Raw genomic sequence first — 17,511 nt, 5'->3', positions numbered from 1 at the left:
TCCTTGCTCAGGCTTCAAACTGGCCGGAGTTTATACTCGTGGTCCGTGCGCACAAGCTTTGCGGCGTCACTCGCGCCGATTTAAATCCAAACTTTCCGGTTGATCACAAGCCGCCTTCTTGACCATCCCTAGGCCATTGTCGTGACGGACCATCCGCTAGCGGGCGTCGAGCCCGTCTCATGCGGGCGGGCTTCTAGCCACTTCGCCGCAGCTTGTCAATGAAGCGCGAAACCCTGTGGAAAATCGCCGAACCTAGCGCCCGGCGCTGGCAAGGGCCCGCTTCTCGCGCCGGCGCTGCACCGAGGACGGGATATTCATGCCTTCCCTGTATTTGGCGACCGTGCGCCTGGCGATATCGACGCCGCTTTCGCGCAACATGTCGACGATCGCGTCGTCGGACAGGACGTCGACGGTTTTTTCCTCATCGATCAATTGCTTGATGCGGTCGCGCACCGCTTCCGACGAATACGCCTCGCCACCGCCCGACGCGGCTATCGAGGCGGTGAAGAAATAGCGCAGTTCGAACACGCCGCGCGGCGTCAGCATGTACTTGTTCGCGGTAACCCGGCTGACGGTCGATTCGTGCATGCCTATCGCGTCGGCCACCGTGCGCAGGTTGAGCGGCTTCAGCTGGCGCACGCCATGGACGAGGAAGGCATCCTGCTGGCGCACGATCTCCGATGCGACCTTGAGAATGGTCTTTGCCCGCTGATCGAGGCTGCGCGTCAGCCAATTGGCGTTCTGCAGGCACTCGGCCAGGAAATCCTTTTCAGCCTGGTTCTTGGCGTGCGGCGAAACCTGCGCGAAATAGATGTGGTCGACCAGCACGCGCGGCAGCGTTTCGGCGTTGAGCTCGACCGTCCAGCTGCCGTCATTGGCCGCGCGCACCTCGACATCGGCAATGACGGCGTCGCTGGCGCCGCCCGAAAATGCCATGCCCGGCCGCGGATCGAGCGCCCGGATCTCGGCCAGCATGTCCAGCAGGTCCTCTTCGTCGACGCCGCAGATCCGCTTCAGCGTGTGGAAATCGCGGCGCGCCAGGAGTTCGAGATTGGCAATCAGCGCCTTCATCGCCGGATCGAGCCTGTCGCGCACGGCAAGTTGCAGCGACAGGCATTCGGCAAGGTCGCGGGCGAACAGGCCGGACGGCTCGAAGGTCTGGCACACCGACAGCACCTTGGCCACGGCGTCGGCGCCGCTACCAAGGCGCGAAGCTATCTCAGCCGTATCGGCGCGCATATAGCCGGTCTCGTCGAGGCCGTCCGCGAGTTCGCCGGCGATCAGGCGCGCCGCCGGATCGGCGAAAGCGAGCGCAATCTGCTCGCTGACATGATCGCGCAGCGTGATCGCGGTCGCAGCCATGTCGCCGGCATCGAAGCCTTCGGACGAGGACGTGCCGCCATTGCCGGTCGCCGATTTCCACTGTGCCGTGAGGTCTGGTCCGAGTCGCTCGCTGGTGCCCGGGTCGTCCGGGAACAGGTTCTCCAGCGATGTGTCGAGCTTTTCCGAGATTGCCTCGGCGCTCCATCCCGCTTCGGTCTCGAACCAGTCGCCGTCGTCGGCCGTTTCCGGTGCCGCCTCGGTCCTCGGCACCTGGTCGCTGGCGGCGTCGTCCTGCGGCTCGGCGCGCTCCAGCAACGGATTGCGCTCGATCTCCTCGTCGATGAAGTGCTCGAGTTCAGCATGGGTGAACTGCAGCAGCCGGATCGACTGCATCAGCTGTGGCGTCATCACCAGCGACTGCGACTGTCGTAGCTGTAGTTTCGCCGCCAACGCCATGGTTCGGTTTCAAACGCCTCGTCTGCATCCGGACTGCCGGAAGGAATTTTCGCGAACCGATAGAAACTGGCCCGGCTTTTGCTTGTCAAGGCAAACGCTAGCAAAACCCGCTTACCGGAGCGTTATCCCGGAGCAAAATCGCGAGAAAGCGGCCCCTGACAGGAAAAAAATCGCGTCAGGAAACAAATTTCACGCTCAAAGCGTGAATCCCTCGCCCAGATAGAGCCGCCGCACGTCGGGATTTGCGACCACTTCATCGGCCCGGCCATGAGTGAGCACCTGGCCGGCATGGATGATGTAGGCGCGGTCGATCAGGCCGAGCGTCTCGCGCACATTGTGATCGGTGATGAGCACGCCGATGCCGCGCGCCGTCAAATGACGCACCAGTTGCTGGATGTCGGCGACGGCGATCGGGTCGATGCCGGCGAAAGGCTCGTCGAGCAGCATGTAGGCCGGGCGCGTGGCCAGCGCACGCGCGATCTCCAGGCGCCGACGTTCGCCGCCGGAAAGCGACATCGACGGCGCCTTGCGCAAATGGCTGATATGGAACTCCTCGAGCAGTTCGTCGAGGCTGCGCTCGCGCTCCTTGCGGCTCTTTTCGACCACTTCCAGCACGGCGCGAATGTTCTGCTCGACGCTGAGGCCGCGGAAGATCGAGGCCTCCTGCGGCAGATAGCCGATGCCCAGACGCGCACGCCGGTACATCGGCATGGAGGTGACATCGAAGCCGTCGATCTCGATCGTGCCCTCGTCCACCGGCACCAGGCCGGTGACCATGTAGAAACAGGTGGTCTTGCCGGCACCGTTCGGACCGAGCAGCCCGACGGCCTCGCCGGCACGCACCCCGAGCGTGACGCCGCTGACCACCTTGCGACCCTTGTAGCTCTTGGTCAGGCCCTTGGCGATCAAGGTTCCCTTGAACTTCGCCTTATCGGCGGTGACCGTGGCCGGAGCCGAAACCTTGCCGGCGGCCCGCCCCGGAAGACGCGCCGTCAGCGACGACAGGCTGGCCATCAGGGGTTCGTCGCTCCCGATTTCGGCGGTGGCGTCATCGACATGATGACACGTCCGCCGCAGCCGTCGACATTGGCGAGGCCGGTCTTCATCTGCACGGTGAGCTTGCAGCCCTTGAGGACATTGGGGCCTTGCGACAGCACCACTTCCTTGCCGGACAGGACCAGCACCTGCGTCTTCATGTCGAAGGTGCCATTGTCGCCGGTCGCGATCTGGTCATTCGACTTGATGTAAACTTTTCCGCTGACTTCAAGGTGGTCGATGTTGGCGGAGCCGGTCATCGCCGCTCCCGCTGCTTCCGTCCCCTTTGCGGCCGCGTTCGGGTCCTTGACGTAGTAGACCATCATCTTGCCGGACTTGAGCAGGGTCGGTCCCTGCACGACCGTGACGTTGCCGGTGAACACGGCGACGTTGTCTGCCTGCCGGACCTCCAGCTTGTCGCTCTCGATCTGGATGGGCTTGTCGCCCGACAGTTTGAGCCCAGACGCGCTCTCGGCGGTGGATTGCGCCAGCGCCGGCGCAAGCCCCAGCAAAAGCAGCGCCGAAGCTGCGGCGGCAAGCCGTGTCGAACTAATGAGCCACATTCGCTTCTTCGCCCTTTGCCTCTGCCGCCTTCAGATTGGCGGGATCGATATTGACGCGCACCTTGTTCTCGAACACCAGAACCTTGCCATTGTCCTGCACCGACAAGGAATTCGCGGTGATCTGCGACCCGTCACGGCTGACGTCCACGGGGTCATCCGTCTTCATAGTGCCTTTGCCCATGTCGAGGAAGACCGATTTGAACCTGGCCTGAAGGCCGTCGGTCGTGGCGATCGTGACGTCGCTGGTCAGGTGCATCGTATTGCCGTCGCGATCGTAGGTACCATGCGTGGCTTTGATCGCAGCGACATTGTCGGCCGCGATCGGCACCTTGGCGTCGATGCCGTCGAGTTCGATGATGCCTTGCGTGCTGACGTCCTGTATGGCGCGCAATGCCGTCATGGAATAGGGCAATTTCTGCTTGGTGAAGCCGTTGAGCTTGGGGTTGGCCATCACCAGCTTGCCGTTGGAAAAGGCGGTGCCTTCCGCCTGGACCGCGACGGACACCGGTGCGGCGAGGTAGGAATAGACCGGGAAGGCAATGGCGATCAACGCCGCTAGCACCGGCACGGCGAATTTGAGCACGCGCACCCGGCGCGAATGCCGCCGTGCGCGATCGAACGCGTCCCCCCTCGCCGGGCCGTCCGCCGGGGGAGCCAACTCCGTCTCGGTGCTGCTCGCTTCACTCGTTCGCGCTAACATAACTGCTTTCTTCTAAAACCCCTGCCCCGCCGGGCAACACCGCCTATAGGTGGGACGTCGGCGCTTTCAAGCAAGCACAAGCCGACGAAAACCGCGAAAATGTGACAGTTGCTGTCGTGCAGATCAGAACGGATCAACACTGACAGCCCTGCTTCATAGCAGAAATAGACGTCTGGCGTACATTTTTCGTTACCATCGGCTCTCTCCTTACCTGCCGTTCGTTTCACGGACCAATCACGAAACCGACGTCTTGGCGGACGCTGACGCGCACTTGCCTCGCGTGCGCCGCGCGCGGATTGCCGCGTCATGCGCAGACGGAATTGCTTCCAGACCGGGACGTCATGGTCTAAAAGCATCTCTTTCCATCGACCGTGAGGCTGACCATGGCATTGAGAGCCGACGACCTGATCGACCGCCGCCGCTTGCGGCGTAAGCTGACCTTCTGGCGCGCTGCGGCCATCGCCATCGTTGCGCTCGGCGTGATTGCGATCTCGGCCTGGTTCTATCGCGACGATTTCGGCGGGTCGGCCGTCGATCATATCGCCAAGGTCAGGATCGAAGGCACCATAACCGAGGACGACGAACTGATCGAGCGGCTGGAAGCCATCCGCAAGTCGCCGAGGGTGAAAGGCGTGATCCTCGCCATCGATTCCCCCGGCGGCACCACCGTCGGCGGTGAATCGATCTATGAGGAGGTGCGCAAGCTCGCCGCCGACAAGCCTGTCGCGGCCGAGGTCGGCACGCTCGCCGCGTCGGCCGGCTACATGATCGCGAGCGCCACCGATCACATCGTCGCCCGCAAGACCTCGATCGTCGGCTCGATCGGCGTGTTGATCCAGTATCCTGATGTCAGCGGCCTGATGGACAAGCTCGGCGTCAAGCTGGAGGAAGTGAAATCCTCGCCGCTCAAGGCCTCGCCCTCGCCTTTCAAGCCGACCAACGACGACGAGCGCGCCATGGTCCGCAAGCTCATCCTCGACAGCTACGACTGGTTCGTCGGCATCGTCGCCGAACGCCGCAAGATGACCCGCGAGCAAGCGCTGGCGCTCGCCGACGGATCGATCTTCACCGGTCGCCAAGGGGTCGCCAACGGCCTGATCGACGCCGTCGGCGGCGAGACCGAGGCGATCGACTGGCTGGCGACCAAGGGCGTCGACTCGAAACTCAAGGTGGTCGAATGGAAGGACACGGAGCGGCGCGGCGGCTTCCTGTTTTCCAAAGCGATGGTGCGCACGATCGCCGGCGCGCTCGGCCTGCCGGACTACAGCGGCGATATCATCCATGAACTTGGCGCCGACCGCTTGTTTCTTGACGGTCTCGTTTCCGTCTGGCACCCTTGAGATGCCGTTTGGGGTGGATGAAAAAGCAAACAAAATCATCCTCATAATTTCGACCGCACCGATTTCAGGGGACCCGTCCGATGATCAAGTCCGAACTTGTGCAGATTATTGCCACGCGCAATCCGCATCTTTTCCTGCGCGACGTTGAAAACATCGTCGGCGCGATTTTCGACGAGATCACCGACGCGCTCGCCGAAGGCAACCGGGTCGAATTGCGTGGCTTCGGTGCCTTTTCGGTGAAAAATCGCCCCGCCCGCACCGGCCGCAACCCGCGCACCGGTGAATCCGTCGAGGTCGAGGAGAAATGGGTGCCTTTCTTCAAGACCGGCAAGGAACTGCGCGAAAGGCTGAATGGCGGAAAATAGGCGCGACGCCAGACCGGCCCTTCCCGGGAGGCCGGTTTCCGACGGAAAACATCATGCTCAATCGCTTCATGCTCATCGTGGTCTTCGTGCCCCTGGCGGTCATCCTGATCGCGCTGGCCGTCGCCAATCGCGAACTCGTCGCCTTCACGCTGGATCCGTTCAATCCCGGCAATCCGGCGCTGACGCTCACTTTGCCGCTGTTCATCTTCCTGTTCCTGGCCCTCGCCGTCGGCATGGTCGTCGGCAGCCTGGCGACCTGGGTCAAGCAGGGACGTTACCGCAAGCTGGCGCGCCAGCGCGGCGTCGAGGCCGAGAACCTGCGCCAGGCGATCGGCCGCACCCCGTCGACACCGCAGGGACCGGTGCTGCCGAAGCCGACCAACTGACCGCCGCACGGCGCTGCGGGCCCTCTCGGGCCCGCGATTTTCTTCACGGAGTTTCCCATGCTGACCATTTCGGCCGCAGAGGTCGACCAGTCGTTGACCTTCCCGGGCCTAGTGGACACGCTGCGCGTGGCTTTCCGTGACGGCGCGGTGCAACCTGTCCGGCACCATCACACGGTCGAACGGCCGGACGGTGCGGCCTCGACCTTGCTGCTGATGCCGGCCTGGACCGATTTCAACGCAGCCGGCATCTCGGCCGGGGGGCATATCGGCGTCAAGATCGTTACCGTCTCGCCCGACAACAATGCCATCGGCAAACCGGCAGTGATGGGGGTCTATCTCCTGCTCAACGGCGCCACCGGCGAACCGGAGGCCCTGATCGACGGCCAGCGGCTGACGCAATGGCGCACGGCCTGCGCCTCGGCGCTCGCCGCATCCTATCTGGCGCGCGAAGACGCTTCCCGGCTGCTGGTGATCGGGGCCGGTGCGCTGTCGCCATTCCTCGCCAAGGCGCATTGCGCCGTGCGGCCGATCAGGACCATCCGCATCTGGAATCGCACCTTGGACAACGCCGAGAAGGTCGCCGCCGGACTGCGCGCCGAGGGCTTCGCGGCGAGCGCAGCGACCGATCTCGATGCCGAGCTCGGCCAGGCCGATATCGTCTCGTCGGCGACGATCGCCACCGATCCGCTGATCAAGGGCGCCCGCCTGAAGCCGGGAAGCCATGTCGACATGGTCGGCGGCTTCACCCCGACAATGCGCGAAAGCGACGACGAGGCGATAGGGCGCGCCCGCGTCTATGTCGACACCCGCGCCGGCGCCACCAAGGAAGCGGGCGACATCGTCATACCGCTCGCTTCCGGCGTGCTGAAATCGGAAGCCATCATAGCCGATTTGCACGAGCTGGCGCGCGGTCAGAAGCAAGGGCGCCGGAGCGCCGACGAGATCACGCTGTTCAAGTCGGTCGGCGCCGCGCTCGAGGACCTTGCCGCCGGCATTGCCGTCTACAAGGCGCTCAGGACCTAGCTTACTGTCCCGGCTGGTTAGCGCCCATAGCTTCGGCGATTACGGCGAAATCGGCCGCGCTTATCGAGAACAGGCCGAAGCGCAGTTGATACCCCCAATTCGGCTTGCCGGCCGTGAAGTCCAGCCTGTCGAGCAATGGCTTGATCGGCGCTTCCCCGGCCGCCGCCCAGTCGACGTCGCGGCGAAAGGGCGTGAAGCCGCCGCCCATGTCGCCTTGATAGGGTTCTCCCTCCCGCACCGTGCCGATCGCCGTGAACGCCCGCAGCCCGTCTTTCTCGCCCAAAATCGTTGTCGGCGAATAATAAACAATGCCGTCCCCGGGCTGGACCCGCCGCAGCGGCGCCGCCTTGCCGTGGTTGACCTGCATGAAGCCGCCCTCGCGGCCGCGCCGGACGTGCTGCGCCGACGCCACCGCAATCCAAGACGCACTCATTCCTGCTCCCCGTCTGCCTGCTGCCCGTCCGACAGCCAGTAGACCCGCAGGCGATGGTTGTCGGGATCGAGCGCAACGAAGGTGCGGCCGAAATCCATGTCGGTTGGCGCCTGCAGGATTTTCAGCCCACGTCCGGACCAGTCGGCATGGGCGGCATCGACTGCCTCGGGCGTATCCAGGGCAAAGACGATCTCGGCGCCGCCACCGGTCGCTGCCGCCGCCGGTTCCACCGTATGCCTCGACCAGAGACCGAGTTTGAAACCGTTGTCGAGCACGAACAGCACGAATGTCGGCGCGCTTTCGACCGGCTCGCGGCCGAGCAGAGCGCTGTAGAAGGCGCCGCTACGCTGCGGCTGGTCGACGTAGAGGATGACGAAATTGGGGGTGACCATGTCTGTTCTCCAGGGGTTTCGACCAGGACAGACATAAAGCGCGCCACTGTCAGATTCTGGCAGTATGCGTAACGAGAGGCGCCGTAGACAGCTTACAACCGCTCCTGCCGTGGGGTGTCGAGCGTCGCCCGCCATTCCTTCAGCAGCGCCTGACGGCGGCGCGGATAGCGCAGATCCGTCGTCTTGAGCTCGGCTATGCGGTCGGCGCGAAAATGCCGGAAATCCTGCCGTATTTCGCACCACGCCACCACGACCCGCACCTTGTCGAAGAAACCAAGCGCGAACGGCCACACGATGCGCCGCGAGCCCGCGCCACCGGCATCGCGATAGAAGAAGTCCAGCTTGCGCTCGTTGCGGATCGCCTGCCGCACCAGGCCGAGATCGATGCTTTCAACAGTCGGGGCGGGCGGCCCGACCAGCAGTGTGGTGGCGTCGAGATCCTCGCGCAGATCATCAGGCAGCACCGACGCGATCTTGGCAAGCGCGTTGACGGCCGCTGACGAAAGCCGCGAATCCGGCTGCTTGGCGACCCAGCGCGAACCGAGCACAATTGCCTCGATCTCCTCGTCGCTGAACATCAACGGCGGCAGCATGAATCCGGGCTTCAGCACATAGCCGAGCCCCGCCTCGCCCTCGATCGGCGCCCCCTGGCCCTGCAGCGTTGCGATGTCCCGGTAAAGCGTGCGAATTGAAATCCCGAGTTCGTCGGCGAGCGACTGCCCGCTCACCGGCATGCGATGCCGGCGCAATGTCTGGATCAGGTCGAGCAGGCGTTCGGAGCGGGACATATCGAAGATTTGCCTGTTTCTTTGATATTGGTCCATCGCAAGCCGACATGACCAGGCGACGCTTGCGCGGCGGACTTGGTTGCGAAGCCGGTTGCCCTATGTCAAAAGCGGCCACGCCTCGGAGATGCTCCTGCTTGAAATCTTTTCGCGACAAACGCCGCGACAGCCGTCCGCCCGCAAAAAGCGGTGCACAACGGGTGCGTCCGCATGAAGGCCGTGGAACGGCCAGGCCGCAGGAGCGGCCCGAGGCCAAGGTCGACGAGCGCCCCGAGCAGAAGTCGGCGCCCCGCATCCTGGCCCGTCGCGACGGCGCTCTTCCGGCCGAACAGCTTCCGCTGATCCTCGAAGTGGCGCCCAATGCCGATTATGCGCTGCTTGACAGCGGCGCCGGCCAGAAGCTCGAACAATACGGTCCTTATCGGATCGTCCGCCCAGAGGGCCAGGCGATCTGGCAGAAGGCGCTGCCGGCAAGGGAATGGGACCGCGCCGACGCTGTCTTCACCGGCGATACCGACGAGGAAGGCATTGGCCGCTGGCGCTTCCCCGGGACGTCGCTCGGCGAGACCTGGCCTATGAAGCACGACGGCATCGACTATCTCGGCCGCTTCACCTCGTTTCGCCACGTCGGCGTGTTTCCCGAGCAGGCCTCGCACTGGGATCACATGGCCGGACTGATCGCGGCGGCCAGGCGGCCGGTCAAGGTGCTCAATCTGTTCGGCTATACCGGCCTTGCCTCGCTGGTGGCGGCGCGCGCCGGCGCCGAGGTCACCCATGTCGATGCCTCGAAAAAGGCGATCGGCTGGGCCCGCGAAAACCAGGAGATGGCCGGACTTGGCAACAAGCCGATCCGCTGGATCGTCGAGGACGCGGTGAAATTCGCCGAGCGCGAGGAGCGCCGCGGCAGCCGCTATGACATCGTTCTGTTCGACCCGCCCGCCTATGGCCGCGGCCCCAAGGGCGAGGTCTGGCAGTTGTTCGAGGACCTGCCGGCATTGACCGATCTCTGCCGATCGATCCTGACCCCGAAACCGCTTGCCGTGGTGCTGACCGCTTATTCGATCCGCGCCTCCTTCTTCGCCATCCATGCTCTCATGCGCGACACCTTTGCCGGCATGGGCGGCAGGGTTGAATCGGGCGAATTGATCATCCGCGAAAAATCGGCGGGCCGCGCGCTGTCGACCTCGCTGTTCTCGCGCTGGGTGGCCTGATGAGTGGATATAACGGCGCCCGTCCGGTCGGGCAGGTGAAAGAGGTCACCAGCCTCACCAATCCGCTGGTCAAGGAGATCAAGGCGCTGGCCTTGAAAAAATTCCGCGACCAGCAGAACGCCTTCATGGCCGAGGGACTGAAGCTGGTCATCGATGCGCTCGACCTCGGCTGGCAGATCAGAACCCTGGTCTTCGCCAAGGCCGGACGCGGCAACGCGGCGGTTGAGAAGGTCGCTGCGCGTACGGTTGCCGCCGGCGGCACCGTGCTCGAAGTCTCGGAAAAAGTGCTTGTCGCCATAACCCGTCGCGACAATCCGCAAATGGTGATCGGCGTTTTCTCGCAGAAATTCCTGGCCCTGAAGGATATCCGCGCCGACAATGGCGATGTCTGGGTGGCGCTCGACCGGGTGCGTGATCCCGGCAATCTCGGCACCGTCATCCGCACGGTGGACGCCGTAGGCGCGAAGGGCGTGATCCTGGTCGGAGACACCACCGATCCCTTTTCGGTGGAGACGGTGCGCGCCACCATGGGCTCTATCTTCGCCGTTCCGGTGGCCAAGGCGACGACCGAGGCATTCCTCGCCTGGCGCGGCGGGTTTTCGGGCCTCGTCGCCGGCACACACCTCAAAGGCGCGGTCGACTACCGCTCGGTCGATTTTTCCCGGGGGCCGGTGCTGCTGATGATGGGCAATGAACAGCAAGGCCTGCCCGAAAGCCTGGCGGCGAGTTGCGACAGGCTGCTCAGGATTCCGCAGGCAGGGCGTGCCGATTCGCTCAATCTTGCCGTCGCCACCGGCGTCATGCTGTTCGAGATCCGCCGCGGCGCGCTGAAGCTGGATCCAATGGTGGATCCGCAATGAGGGTTGCCCAATCGTGAAATCATGGTCTCCCTATGCGCTGCTGGTCGTCGCGGCGATCGCGCTCGACCAGTGGATAAAACATTTGGTCGAGACCGGCCTTCCCTTTCAGGAAAAGCTCGATCTCCTGCCCTTCCTGGCGCTGTTTCGCACCTATAATACCGGCATCGCCTTCTCGATGTTCTCATCCTTCGGCGATACCGGGCTGGTGATCATCGCCGTTCTCGTCGTCGCCTTCGTGCTCTATCTGGCCACGCACACGCCCGCGGGCCATGTTATTGCCCGCACCGGCTTTGCCCTGATCATCGGTGGCGCGCTCGGCAATCTGATCGACCGCGCCGTCTACGGCCACGTCATCGACTACATCCTGTTCCACACTCCGGTCTGGTCCTTCGCCGTGTTCAATCTCGCCGATGCCTTCATTTCGGTCGGCGCCGCGCTGGTCGTGCTTGACGAAGTTTTGGGCTGGCGGCGCCAGCCCAAGCCCCAGGGTCCCGACGCCTGAGCGATTGACCCGGCACGGCCGCCGCAGCAGAGTGCAAACGTCGATAGATCGAGGAGAGAAAAATGCCCGAAACCTTCAAAGCCATCCTCGTTTCGCGCGACGCCGAAAAGAAACAGTCGGTGGCGGTGACCGACCTCACCGAAGCCGATCTCATGGACGGTGACGTCACCGTCGCAGTCGAAGCGACGACGGTGAACTACAAGGATGGGCTCGCAATATCAGGCAAGGCGCCGGTCATTCGCCGCTGGCCCTTGGTGCCAGGCATCGATTTCGCCGGAACGGTCTTATCCTCTTCCCATCCCGACTGGCGCAAGGGAGACAAGGTCATCCTGAACGGCTGGGGTGTCGGCGAGACGCATTTTGGCGCCTATGCCGGGCGCGCCCGCGTCAACGGCGACTGGCTGGTGCCGCTCCCCGACGGCATCAGCGCGCATGACGCGATGGCGGTCGGCACCGCCGGCTATACCGCAATGCTGTGCGTCATGGCACTGGAGCGGCACGGCATCGTGCCCGATCGCGGGCCCGTGGTGGTGACGGGCGCGGCCGGCGGCGTCGGCTCGGTCGCGGTCTCCATCCTGTCCAGCCTGGGCTATCACGTCATTGCCTCGACAGGGCGCAATGCCGAAAGCCCGTATCTCATCGATCTTGGCGCCGCGGAGGTGATATCGCGCGACGAACTCAGCCAGCCGACCAAGCCGCTCGCCAAGGAGCGTTGGGCGGGCGGCATCGATTCCGTCGGCAGCCACACACTGGCCAATGTGCTCTCTATGACCTCCTATGGCGGTGCCGTCGCGGCCTGCGGCCTGGCCGGCGGCATGGACCTGCCGTCGAGCGTGGCACCTTTCATCCTGCGCGGCGTTTCGCTGCTCGGCATCGATTCGGTGATGGCGCCGAAACCGGTGCGGCTCGAGGCCTGGCGCCGCATCGGCGCCGACCTGGATCTGCGCAAGCTCGCCAGCCTGTCCACGACCATCGGCTTCGACAACATCATCGACGCCGCGCGCGACATCGTCGACGGCAAGATCCGCGGCCGCGTCGTCGTAGACATGCAGTGAGTTCGCCGGGGTAAAACAACCTATCCGCTAAAATTCGAACGATCCCCCGCAGGCTTCCATAATTTCTGTCCGGTAGGGTTTTCGCATGGTCGCGGAATCCGGCATCCAGGAAGCGGAGACTGGCGAAGACGTCGATGCGGTACCCCCGCCGGCGTCGGCGCGGCGGTTCGTCGCCGCACCGCCGCTGGCGCCTGAGCCGCAACAGGCCAGGAATGAGCCGCGATTGGCCGGCCGCGAAGGCTTGCCGCTGCTGACCTTCGTCGCCATCATCATACTGGCGGGGTTGACCCACCTGACCGGCGCGCCGATCTTCATCAGCCTCGCTTTGCTGGCGACCGGCCTTGCCGGCTTCGGCCTGCACCTGCGCGCCAGAAGGAACGAATCCCGCACCGCCGCGCTGCTTGATGAAACCACGGCTCGCAGCCGTGCCGAGATCGAGACGCTGGCCGATCGCATGTGGGAGATGCAGGAGAGCGAAGAGCGCTTTCGCGGCCTGATCGACGCGCTTGGCGATCTCGTCATTCATCGCGACCGCGACGGCTATATCGTCTATGCCAACAAGGTGTTCGCCGATCTCGTCGAGGTCGATCAGCGCGACCTCGCCGGCAAGACCCTGGCGGAACTTGGCATCGAAGTCGGTATCGTTCCCGACGCCGCCTTTTCCGACCATGAATGCCTGAGTTCCACCGACGTCGCCATCCGCACCCCTGGCGGTTCGCGCTGGTTCTCGTGGATCGAACTGTCGGTGCGCGACAAGGACAGCGGTTCTGTCTCACATCGCGCCATCGCCCGCGACATCACCGCCCGCAAGCGTGCCGAATCCTCGCTGATCACCGCGCGCGAGCGGGCCGAATACGCAAGCCAGGCCAAATCGCGCTTCCTCGCCACCGTCAGCCATGAAATCCGCACGCCGATGAACGGCATCATGGGCATGGCCAGGCTGTTGGCCGATACCAGCCTGTCGCCGGAGCAGCAGACCTATGTCGGCGCCATTTCGACCTCGGCCAGCGCGCTGCTGGCCCTCATCGAGGACCTGCTCGACTATTCCAAGATCGAGGCGGGACGCTTCGATCCCGAACCGCAGCCAATGTCGGTGCGCGAGATCGCCGACAACGTTGTCGAGCTCCTCGCCGCGCGCGCCTTCTCCAAGGATATCGGCCTCGGCTGCCATGTCGAGCCCGACGTGCCGCAATTGATCACCGCAGATCCGGGCCGGGTCAGGCAGGTGCTGCTCAACCTGATCGGCAACGCCATCAAGTTCACCGACAGCGGCGGGGTGCTGGTGAGTATAGCGCGCGCCCGCACTGAAACCACCGACCGCATATGCTTCACCATCGCGGATACCGGGCCAGGCCTGCATGAAGACGACATGGAGCGCATTTTCGAGGAGTTCGAGCAGGCCGACGGCACCTCGACGCGCGCGCATGGCGGAGCCGGTCTCGGTCTTGCCATCTCCAAGCGCCTGGTGACCGCCATGGGCGGCACGATTTCCGTCTCCAGCCGGTTGGGTCAGGGTTCGGAATTCGTCTTCGATATCCCGGCCATCTCCGCGAGCGAGCCACCACCGGGCCGGATGGACGCGCTTCAGGGCAGGCACGCGGTAATCCTGTCGAGAAATATCGTCGAGGCCGACGCCATCGCCCGCAGCATCCGCGCCAACGGCGGCGCGGTCGATATCGCCACCACCGTGGCGCAGGCGGCATCGTTCTCCGGCGATTGCGACGTGCTGCTGGTCGACGCGGCCATGGAAGAGGGCGACGGAAGACTGCTCAAGCGGCTGCGCCAAAGCGGTTTTTCCGATTGCGAAGCCATCACGCTGATCGCCCCGACCGATCGCGGCATGCTCGGCGAGTTCCGCGCCAGCGGCTACGCGACCTTCCTCGCCAGACCGGTGCGAGGCGGAACACTTTTGCGTGTGCTTCTGAGCAGTCATGCGCCGGCGCTTGCCCCGACACGGCCGGAAAAGCCCCACCCGCCGGCGCTTCGCGCCGCCAGTGATCGCCAGCGTGGCCTGTCGGTGCTGATCGCCGAGGACAATGACATCAACGCCATGCTCGCTCGCGCCACGCTGCTGAAGGCCGGTCATCGCGTCAAGGTTGTCGGCAACGGCAAGGCGGCGGTCGAGGCCGTTACCGGTGCCGGACACAAACACCGCTTCGACGTGGTGCTGATGGACCTGCACATGCCGGTGATGGATGGGATGGACGCCATCGCCGCCATCCGCCGACATGAGGAGGAGACGGCCGTGCCGCCAGTGCCCATCATGGTGCTGTCGGCCGACAGCCAGGAAAAGACCCGCCATGCGGTGCTCGCCCACGGCGCCAGCGGCTTTGTCACCAAGCCGCTCGACCCCGATGCACTGGTCGACGCCATCGAGGGGCAGGTCGCCGCCTAAGACTTTTTTTTCTTCAATCTCCTGCCGAGCGGCGCCACCTTGCTTTTGCATAACGTAGCCGGTTGACCGTATTCGCCAGCCGACGAAGTATTGCCCGCGACGCCGTATCACGGTACTGTCACAATCCTGTTGCACCTACACCGTATCCCCGTGCCAAGAGGGATGGCTCGAAGGAGAATCACTCGTGCATACAGTTATGCCGGAATGTGACACTCGGCCGAACGCCGGCGGCGCCTTGCTTGCCGGGCGCAATGTCGATTCCGTCACAAAGGGCGCAGCGCTCGGCCGTATCGGCAACCTCGAAGTGCGGCTGGCCCGCAACGAGGCCGAGATCGCGGCCGCGCAGGAAGTGCGCTACCGGGTATTCTACGACGAGCTTGGCGCCAGGAAGAACCTGTTTCAGGTGCAGGACCGCCGTGATGCCGACCGCTTCGATCCGCACTGCGATCACCTGCTCGTCTTCGATACCTCGCTTTCCGGCCCCGAACATCGCCGCATCGTCGGGACCTACCGGCTGCTGCGGCAAGAAATCGCTGCGGCCGCCGGCGGCTTCTATTCCGAAGGCGAGTTCGAGCTGACCAAGCTCATCGCCCGTCACCCCGGCCAGCGCTTTCTCGAGCTCGGCCGCTCCTGCGTCCTGCCGGAATACCGTTCGAAGCGCACCATCGAGGCATTGTGGCAAGGCATCTGGGCCTACATCAACCACTACGGCATTGGCGTGATGACCGGCTGTGCGTCTTTCCAGGGCACGGTGCCGGCGGCCCATGCCGAGGCGCTCACCTATCTGGCGCATCACTGCCGCACGAATTCGGCTTGGGACGTGCGCGCCGTCGCAGGCCGCTATTGTTCCATGGATCTGATGCCGATCGAGGCGGTCAATGCCAAGGCAGCGATCGCTGCGATGCCGCCCTTGGTCAAGGGCTATCTCAGGGTCGGCGCCCGCATCGGCGACGGCTGCGTCATCGATCGTGAATTCTCGACGGTCGATGTGTTCGTGGTGATGCCGGTCAAGGAGATCGGCGCCCGCTACGTCAATTATTACGGCGGGGAAGCGCAGCGTTTTGCTGCGTGAGCAGTAGTCAGTAGTCAGTAGTGAAGACATCATAATTTACACCTACTGATTAACCCTAATCACTACTCACTACTCACTACTCACTAATCACTAATCACTAACCCCTAATCCCTTCTCTCACGAAATATCCTCCGGCCGCCTGCCGGGCCGGCTCTTGTAAGACGCAAACGACCAGCCGAATTTGAGCGCGCCGCCGCGCACGGCGAATGCCGCGGCGAAACCGGCCAAGCCTGAGACGATCTGCGGCAGTCCGGCGACATCGCCCAATGTGAAGATTGACGCGCCAACCAGGGCGGCCGTGACATAGATTTCCGGCCTCAGCAGCACCGAAGGCTCCCCTGCCAGCACGTCGCGCAGGATGCCGCCGAATGTGGCGGTCAGCACGCCGGTGATGACGGAAACGACCGGCGAACCGGTGATGGCCAACCCTTTGGCCGCACCCATCACCGAAAAAGCGGCTAGCCCGACGGCGTCGAGCCAGAGCAGCCACTTCCAGCGGGATTCGACACGGTGTGCGCTGAAAAACACCAGCACCGCAACCGCCGCGCAGATCAGCACATAGCTGGAATTGGCGATCCAGAAAACCGGCAGGTTAAGGATGACGTCGCGAAGAGTGCCGCCGCCGATGCCGGTGACGCACGCCAGGAAAAGGAAGCCGATAACGTCGAGCTGCTTGCGCGACGCGGCAAGCGCACCTGTCGCCGCGAAGACCGCAACGCCGGCATAATCGAGAAGCGCGATGGGGTTCAAGGGCGGGACCAGGAAGTAAGGGAGTAGGGGAGTAGGGGAGTATGTTTAGCACGAAGCCGTACTGTTGATACGCCCCTTACTGCCTTACTGCCTTACTGCCTTACTGCCTTACTGCCTTACTGCCTTGCCCTATTCCCTATTCCCTATTCCCCTAACTACGCGTCCTTCTCCGCCTGCTCGTTGACGGGCCCCGGCTCGACCGGCGCTTCGCCGGCGGCGATTTTCGGGCCGCCCTTGGCAACGCCGACCATGGCCGGGCGCAGCACCCGCTCCCCGATCGAATAGCCCGGCTGCACGACCTGCACCACCGTGTTGGCCGGCACATCGGGATTGGGCACTTCGAACATGGCCTGGTGGAAATTGGGATCGAACTTCTCGCCTTCCGGCGCGAGCTTCTTGACGCCGTGCCGCTCCAGTGCGGACAGCATGGCACGCTCGGTGAGATCGACGCCGTCGATCAGCGCCTTGAAACCCGCATCGCCGGACGCCTTGGCCTCGGCGGGAATAGCGTCCAGCGCGCGGCGCAGATTGTCCGAAACCGACAGCATGTCGCGGGCGAAGTTCGCGACCGCATAGGTACGCGCGTCATGCACGTCGCGCGCGGTGCGGCGACGCAGGTTCTCCATCTCGGCCGCAACGCGAAGCGCCCTGTCCTTCAGCTCTTCATTCTCCTTCAGGAGCCGCACAACCGCTTCATAATCGCCATCGACGCCACCTTCCGTGCGCTCGGCATTGGCTTCGGTCGCCTCAATTTCGTCGGGCGCGCGTTCGTCTTTTGCCTGGTCGCTCATCGCCGTTTCCCATCATCTCGAATAGTGTGGATTTTGAGCCCGATATCGAGGTTTGGTGGGCAAAAATCAAGGGG

General features: G+C 63.9%; 19 protein-coding genes. 10 read left to right on the top strand and 9 right to left on the bottom strand.

The window, feature by feature from the left end:
* Window positions 1-252: 252 nt before the first annotated feature.
* The 4 genes from rpoN to lptC form a co-directional block, all read right to left on the bottom strand.
* Entirely contained in the window at window positions 253-1,779 is a 1,527-nt protein-coding gene (rpoN, locus tag FJ972_RS08390) for an RNA polymerase factor sigma-54 (protein ID WP_140522511.1), read from the bottom strand.
* 195 nt (window positions 1,780-1,974) lie between these two features.
* On the bottom strand, window positions 1,975-2,793 hold the full coding sequence (gene lptB / locus FJ972_RS08385; RefSeq protein ID WP_140500202.1) for an LPS export ABC transporter ATP-binding protein: 819 nt from the start codon (window positions 2,791-2,793) through the stop codon (window positions 1,975-1,977).
* A complete protein-coding gene (locus FJ972_RS08380; RefSeq protein WP_140500204.1) occupies window positions 2,793-3,377 on the bottom strand; it encodes an LptA/OstA family protein in 585 nt (194 codons plus the stop codon). The genes lptB and FJ972_RS08380 overlap by 1 nt, the downstream gene beginning before the upstream one ends.
* On the bottom strand, window positions 3,364-4,077 hold the full coding sequence (lptC, locus tag FJ972_RS08375) for an LPS export ABC transporter periplasmic protein LptC (RefSeq protein ID WP_140522513.1): 714 nt from the start codon (window positions 4,075-4,077) through the stop codon (window positions 3,364-3,366). Before lptC ends, FJ972_RS08380 begins: the two co-directional genes overlap by 14 nt.
* 383 nt (window positions 4,078-4,460) lie before the next feature.
* Between lptC and sppA the strand changes: the two genes are divergently transcribed.
* From sppA to FJ972_RS08355, 4 genes are all read left to right on the top strand, one after another.
* Complete coding sequence (gene sppA / locus FJ972_RS08370; protein ID WP_140522514.1) at window positions 4,461-5,417, top strand: signal peptide peptidase SppA; 957 nt, start codon at window positions 4,461-4,463, stop codon at window positions 5,415-5,417.
* Window positions 5,418-5,497: 80 nt separating this feature from the next.
* Window positions 5,498-5,782, top strand: coding sequence for an integration host factor subunit beta (locus FJ972_RS08365; RefSeq protein ID WP_006200394.1), 285 nt, complete (start codon window positions 5,498-5,500; stop codon window positions 5,780-5,782).
* Between the two features lie 53 nt (window positions 5,783-5,835).
* A complete protein-coding gene (locus FJ972_RS08360; protein ID WP_140522516.1) occupies window positions 5,836-6,168 on the top strand; it encodes a DUF1049 domain-containing protein in 333 nt (110 codons plus the stop codon).
* 57 nt (window positions 6,169-6,225) lie between these two features.
* Window positions 6,226-7,191, top strand: a complete 966-nt coding sequence (locus tag FJ972_RS08355; protein WP_140522518.1) for an ornithine cyclodeaminase family protein — start codon at window positions 6,226-6,228, stop codon at window positions 7,189-7,191.
* 1 nt (window position 7,192) lies between these two features.
* Here FJ972_RS08355 and FJ972_RS08350 read toward each other — a convergent pair whose 3' ends face one another.
* The 3 genes from FJ972_RS08350 to FJ972_RS08340 form a co-directional block, all read right to left on the bottom strand.
* Window positions 7,193-7,624, bottom strand: coding sequence for an EVE domain-containing protein (locus FJ972_RS08350; RefSeq protein ID WP_140522520.1), 432 nt, complete (start codon window positions 7,622-7,624; stop codon window positions 7,193-7,195).
* The gene (locus FJ972_RS08345) at window positions 7,621-8,016 is read right to left on the bottom strand and encodes a VOC family protein (protein ID WP_140513758.1); all 396 of its coding nucleotides are present in this window, start codon (window positions 8,014-8,016) and stop codon (window positions 7,621-7,623) included. Before FJ972_RS08345 ends, FJ972_RS08350 begins: the two co-directional genes overlap by 4 nt.
* A gap of 92 nt (window positions 8,017-8,108) precedes the next feature.
* Window positions 8,109-8,804, bottom strand: coding sequence for a helix-turn-helix transcriptional regulator (locus FJ972_RS08340; RefSeq protein WP_140522522.1), 696 nt, complete (start codon window positions 8,802-8,804; stop codon window positions 8,109-8,111).
* A 134-nt stretch (window positions 8,805-8,938) separates the two neighbouring features.
* Here FJ972_RS08340 and FJ972_RS08335 point away from each other — a divergent pair, with 134 nt between their 5' ends.
* The 6 genes from FJ972_RS08335 (at window position 8,939) to FJ972_RS08310 (ending at window position 15,896) form a co-directional block, all read left to right on the top strand.
* A complete protein-coding gene (locus tag FJ972_RS08335) occupies window positions 8,939-10,012 on the top strand; it encodes a class I SAM-dependent rRNA methyltransferase (RefSeq protein ID WP_140522524.1) in 1,074 nt (357 codons plus the stop codon).
* The gene (locus FJ972_RS08330) at window positions 10,012-10,872 is read left to right on the top strand and encodes a TrmH family RNA methyltransferase (protein WP_140522525.1); all 861 of its coding nucleotides are present in this window, start codon (window positions 10,012-10,014) and stop codon (window positions 10,870-10,872) included. The genes FJ972_RS08335 and FJ972_RS08330 overlap by 1 nt, the downstream gene beginning before the upstream one ends.
* A gap of 13 nt (window positions 10,873-10,885) precedes the next feature.
* Window positions 10,886-11,374, top strand: a complete 489-nt coding sequence (gene lspA, locus FJ972_RS08325) for a signal peptidase II (protein ID WP_140522527.1) — start codon at window positions 10,886-10,888, stop codon at window positions 11,372-11,374.
* 62 nt (window positions 11,375-11,436) lie between these two features.
* Window positions 11,437-12,429, top strand: coding sequence for an MDR family oxidoreductase (locus FJ972_RS08320; RefSeq protein ID WP_140500225.1), 993 nt, complete (start codon window positions 11,437-11,439; stop codon window positions 12,427-12,429).
* Between the two features lie 85 nt (window positions 12,430-12,514).
* Window positions 12,515-14,824, top strand: coding sequence for a PAS domain-containing hybrid sensor histidine kinase/response regulator (locus tag FJ972_RS08315; RefSeq protein ID WP_140522528.1), 2,310 nt, complete (start codon window positions 12,515-12,517; stop codon window positions 14,822-14,824).
* A 184-nt stretch (window positions 14,825-15,008) separates the two neighbouring features.
* Complete coding sequence (locus FJ972_RS08310; RefSeq protein ID WP_140500229.1) at window positions 15,009-15,896, top strand: GNAT family N-acetyltransferase; 888 nt, start codon at window positions 15,009-15,011, stop codon at window positions 15,894-15,896.
* A 117-nt stretch (window positions 15,897-16,013) separates the two neighbouring features.
* Here the strand turns inward: FJ972_RS08310 and FJ972_RS08305 are convergent, their stop codons facing one another.
* Together FJ972_RS08305 and grpE are read right to left on the bottom strand one after the other, a co-directional pair.
* A complete protein-coding gene (locus FJ972_RS08305; RefSeq protein WP_140500230.1) occupies window positions 16,014-16,646 on the bottom strand; it encodes a trimeric intracellular cation channel family protein in 633 nt (210 codons plus the stop codon).
* A 155-nt stretch (window positions 16,647-16,801) separates the two neighbouring features.
* Window positions 16,802-17,437 (bottom strand): nucleotide exchange factor GrpE, encoded by a 636-nt coding sequence (gene grpE / locus FJ972_RS08300; protein WP_140500232.1) that lies wholly within the window; start codon window positions 17,435-17,437, stop codon window positions 16,802-16,804.
* Window positions 17,438-17,511 lie beyond the last annotated feature (74 nt).

The sequence above is a fragment of the Mesorhizobium sp. B2-1-1 genome (genome assembly GCF_006442975.2).
Classification (GTDB): domain Bacteria; phylum Pseudomonadota; class Alphaproteobacteria; order Rhizobiales; family Rhizobiaceae; genus Mesorhizobium.
This window is presented reverse-complemented; position numbering and strand designations above follow the sequence as displayed.

Bases quoted from the DNA above. Each gene is read 5' to 3' on its own strand.
- FJ972_RS08340 (WP_140522522.1), bottom strand. From the start codon at position 8,804: ATGTCCCGCTCCGAACGCCTGCTCGACCTGATCCAGACATTGCGCCGG.
- FJ972_RS08365 (WP_006200394.1), top strand. From the start codon at position 5,498: ATGATCAAGTCCGAACTTGTGCAGATTATTGCCACGCGCAATCCGCAT.
- lptB (WP_140500202.1), bottom strand. From the start codon at position 2,793: ATGGCCAGCCTGTCGTCGCTGACGGCGCGTCTTCCGGGGCGGGCCGCC.
- lptC (WP_140522513.1), bottom strand. From the start codon at position 4,077: ATGTTAGCGCGAACGAGTGAAGCGAGCAGCACCGAGACGGAGTTGGCT.
- FJ972_RS08330 (WP_140522525.1), top strand. From the start codon at position 10,012: ATGAGTGGATATAACGGCGCCCGTCCGGTCGGGCAGGTGAAAGAGGTC.
- FJ972_RS08350 (WP_140522520.1), bottom strand. From the start codon at position 7,624: ATGAGTGCGTCTTGGATTGCGGTGGCGTCGGCGCAGCACGTCCGGCGC.
- FJ972_RS08320 (WP_140500225.1), top strand. From the start codon at position 11,437: ATGCCCGAAACCTTCAAAGCCATCCTCGTTTCGCGCGACGCCGAAAAG.
- grpE (WP_140500232.1), bottom strand. From the start codon at position 17,437: ATGAGCGACCAGGCAAAAGACGAACGCGCGCCCGACGAAATTGAGGCG.
- rpoN (WP_140522511.1), bottom strand. From the start codon at position 1,779: ATGGCGTTGGCGGCGAAACTACAGCTACGACAGTCGCAGTCGCTGGTG.
- FJ972_RS08315 (WP_140522528.1), top strand. From the start codon at position 12,515: ATGGTCGCGGAATCCGGCATCCAGGAAGCGGAGACTGGCGAAGACGTC.
- FJ972_RS08355 (WP_140522518.1), top strand. From the start codon at position 6,226: ATGCTGACCATTTCGGCCGCAGAGGTCGACCAGTCGTTGACCTTCCCG.
- sppA (WP_140522514.1), top strand. From the start codon at position 4,461: ATGGCATTGAGAGCCGACGACCTGATCGACCGCCGCCGCTTGCGGCGT.
- FJ972_RS08345 (WP_140513758.1), bottom strand. From the start codon at position 8,016: ATGGTCACCCCCAATTTCGTCATCCTCTACGTCGACCAGCCGCAGCGT.
- FJ972_RS08380 (WP_140500204.1), bottom strand. From the start codon at position 3,377: ATGTGGCTCATTAGTTCGACACGGCTTGCCGCCGCAGCTTCGGCGCTG.
- FJ972_RS08360 (WP_140522516.1), top strand. From the start codon at position 5,836: ATGCTCAATCGCTTCATGCTCATCGTGGTCTTCGTGCCCCTGGCGGTC.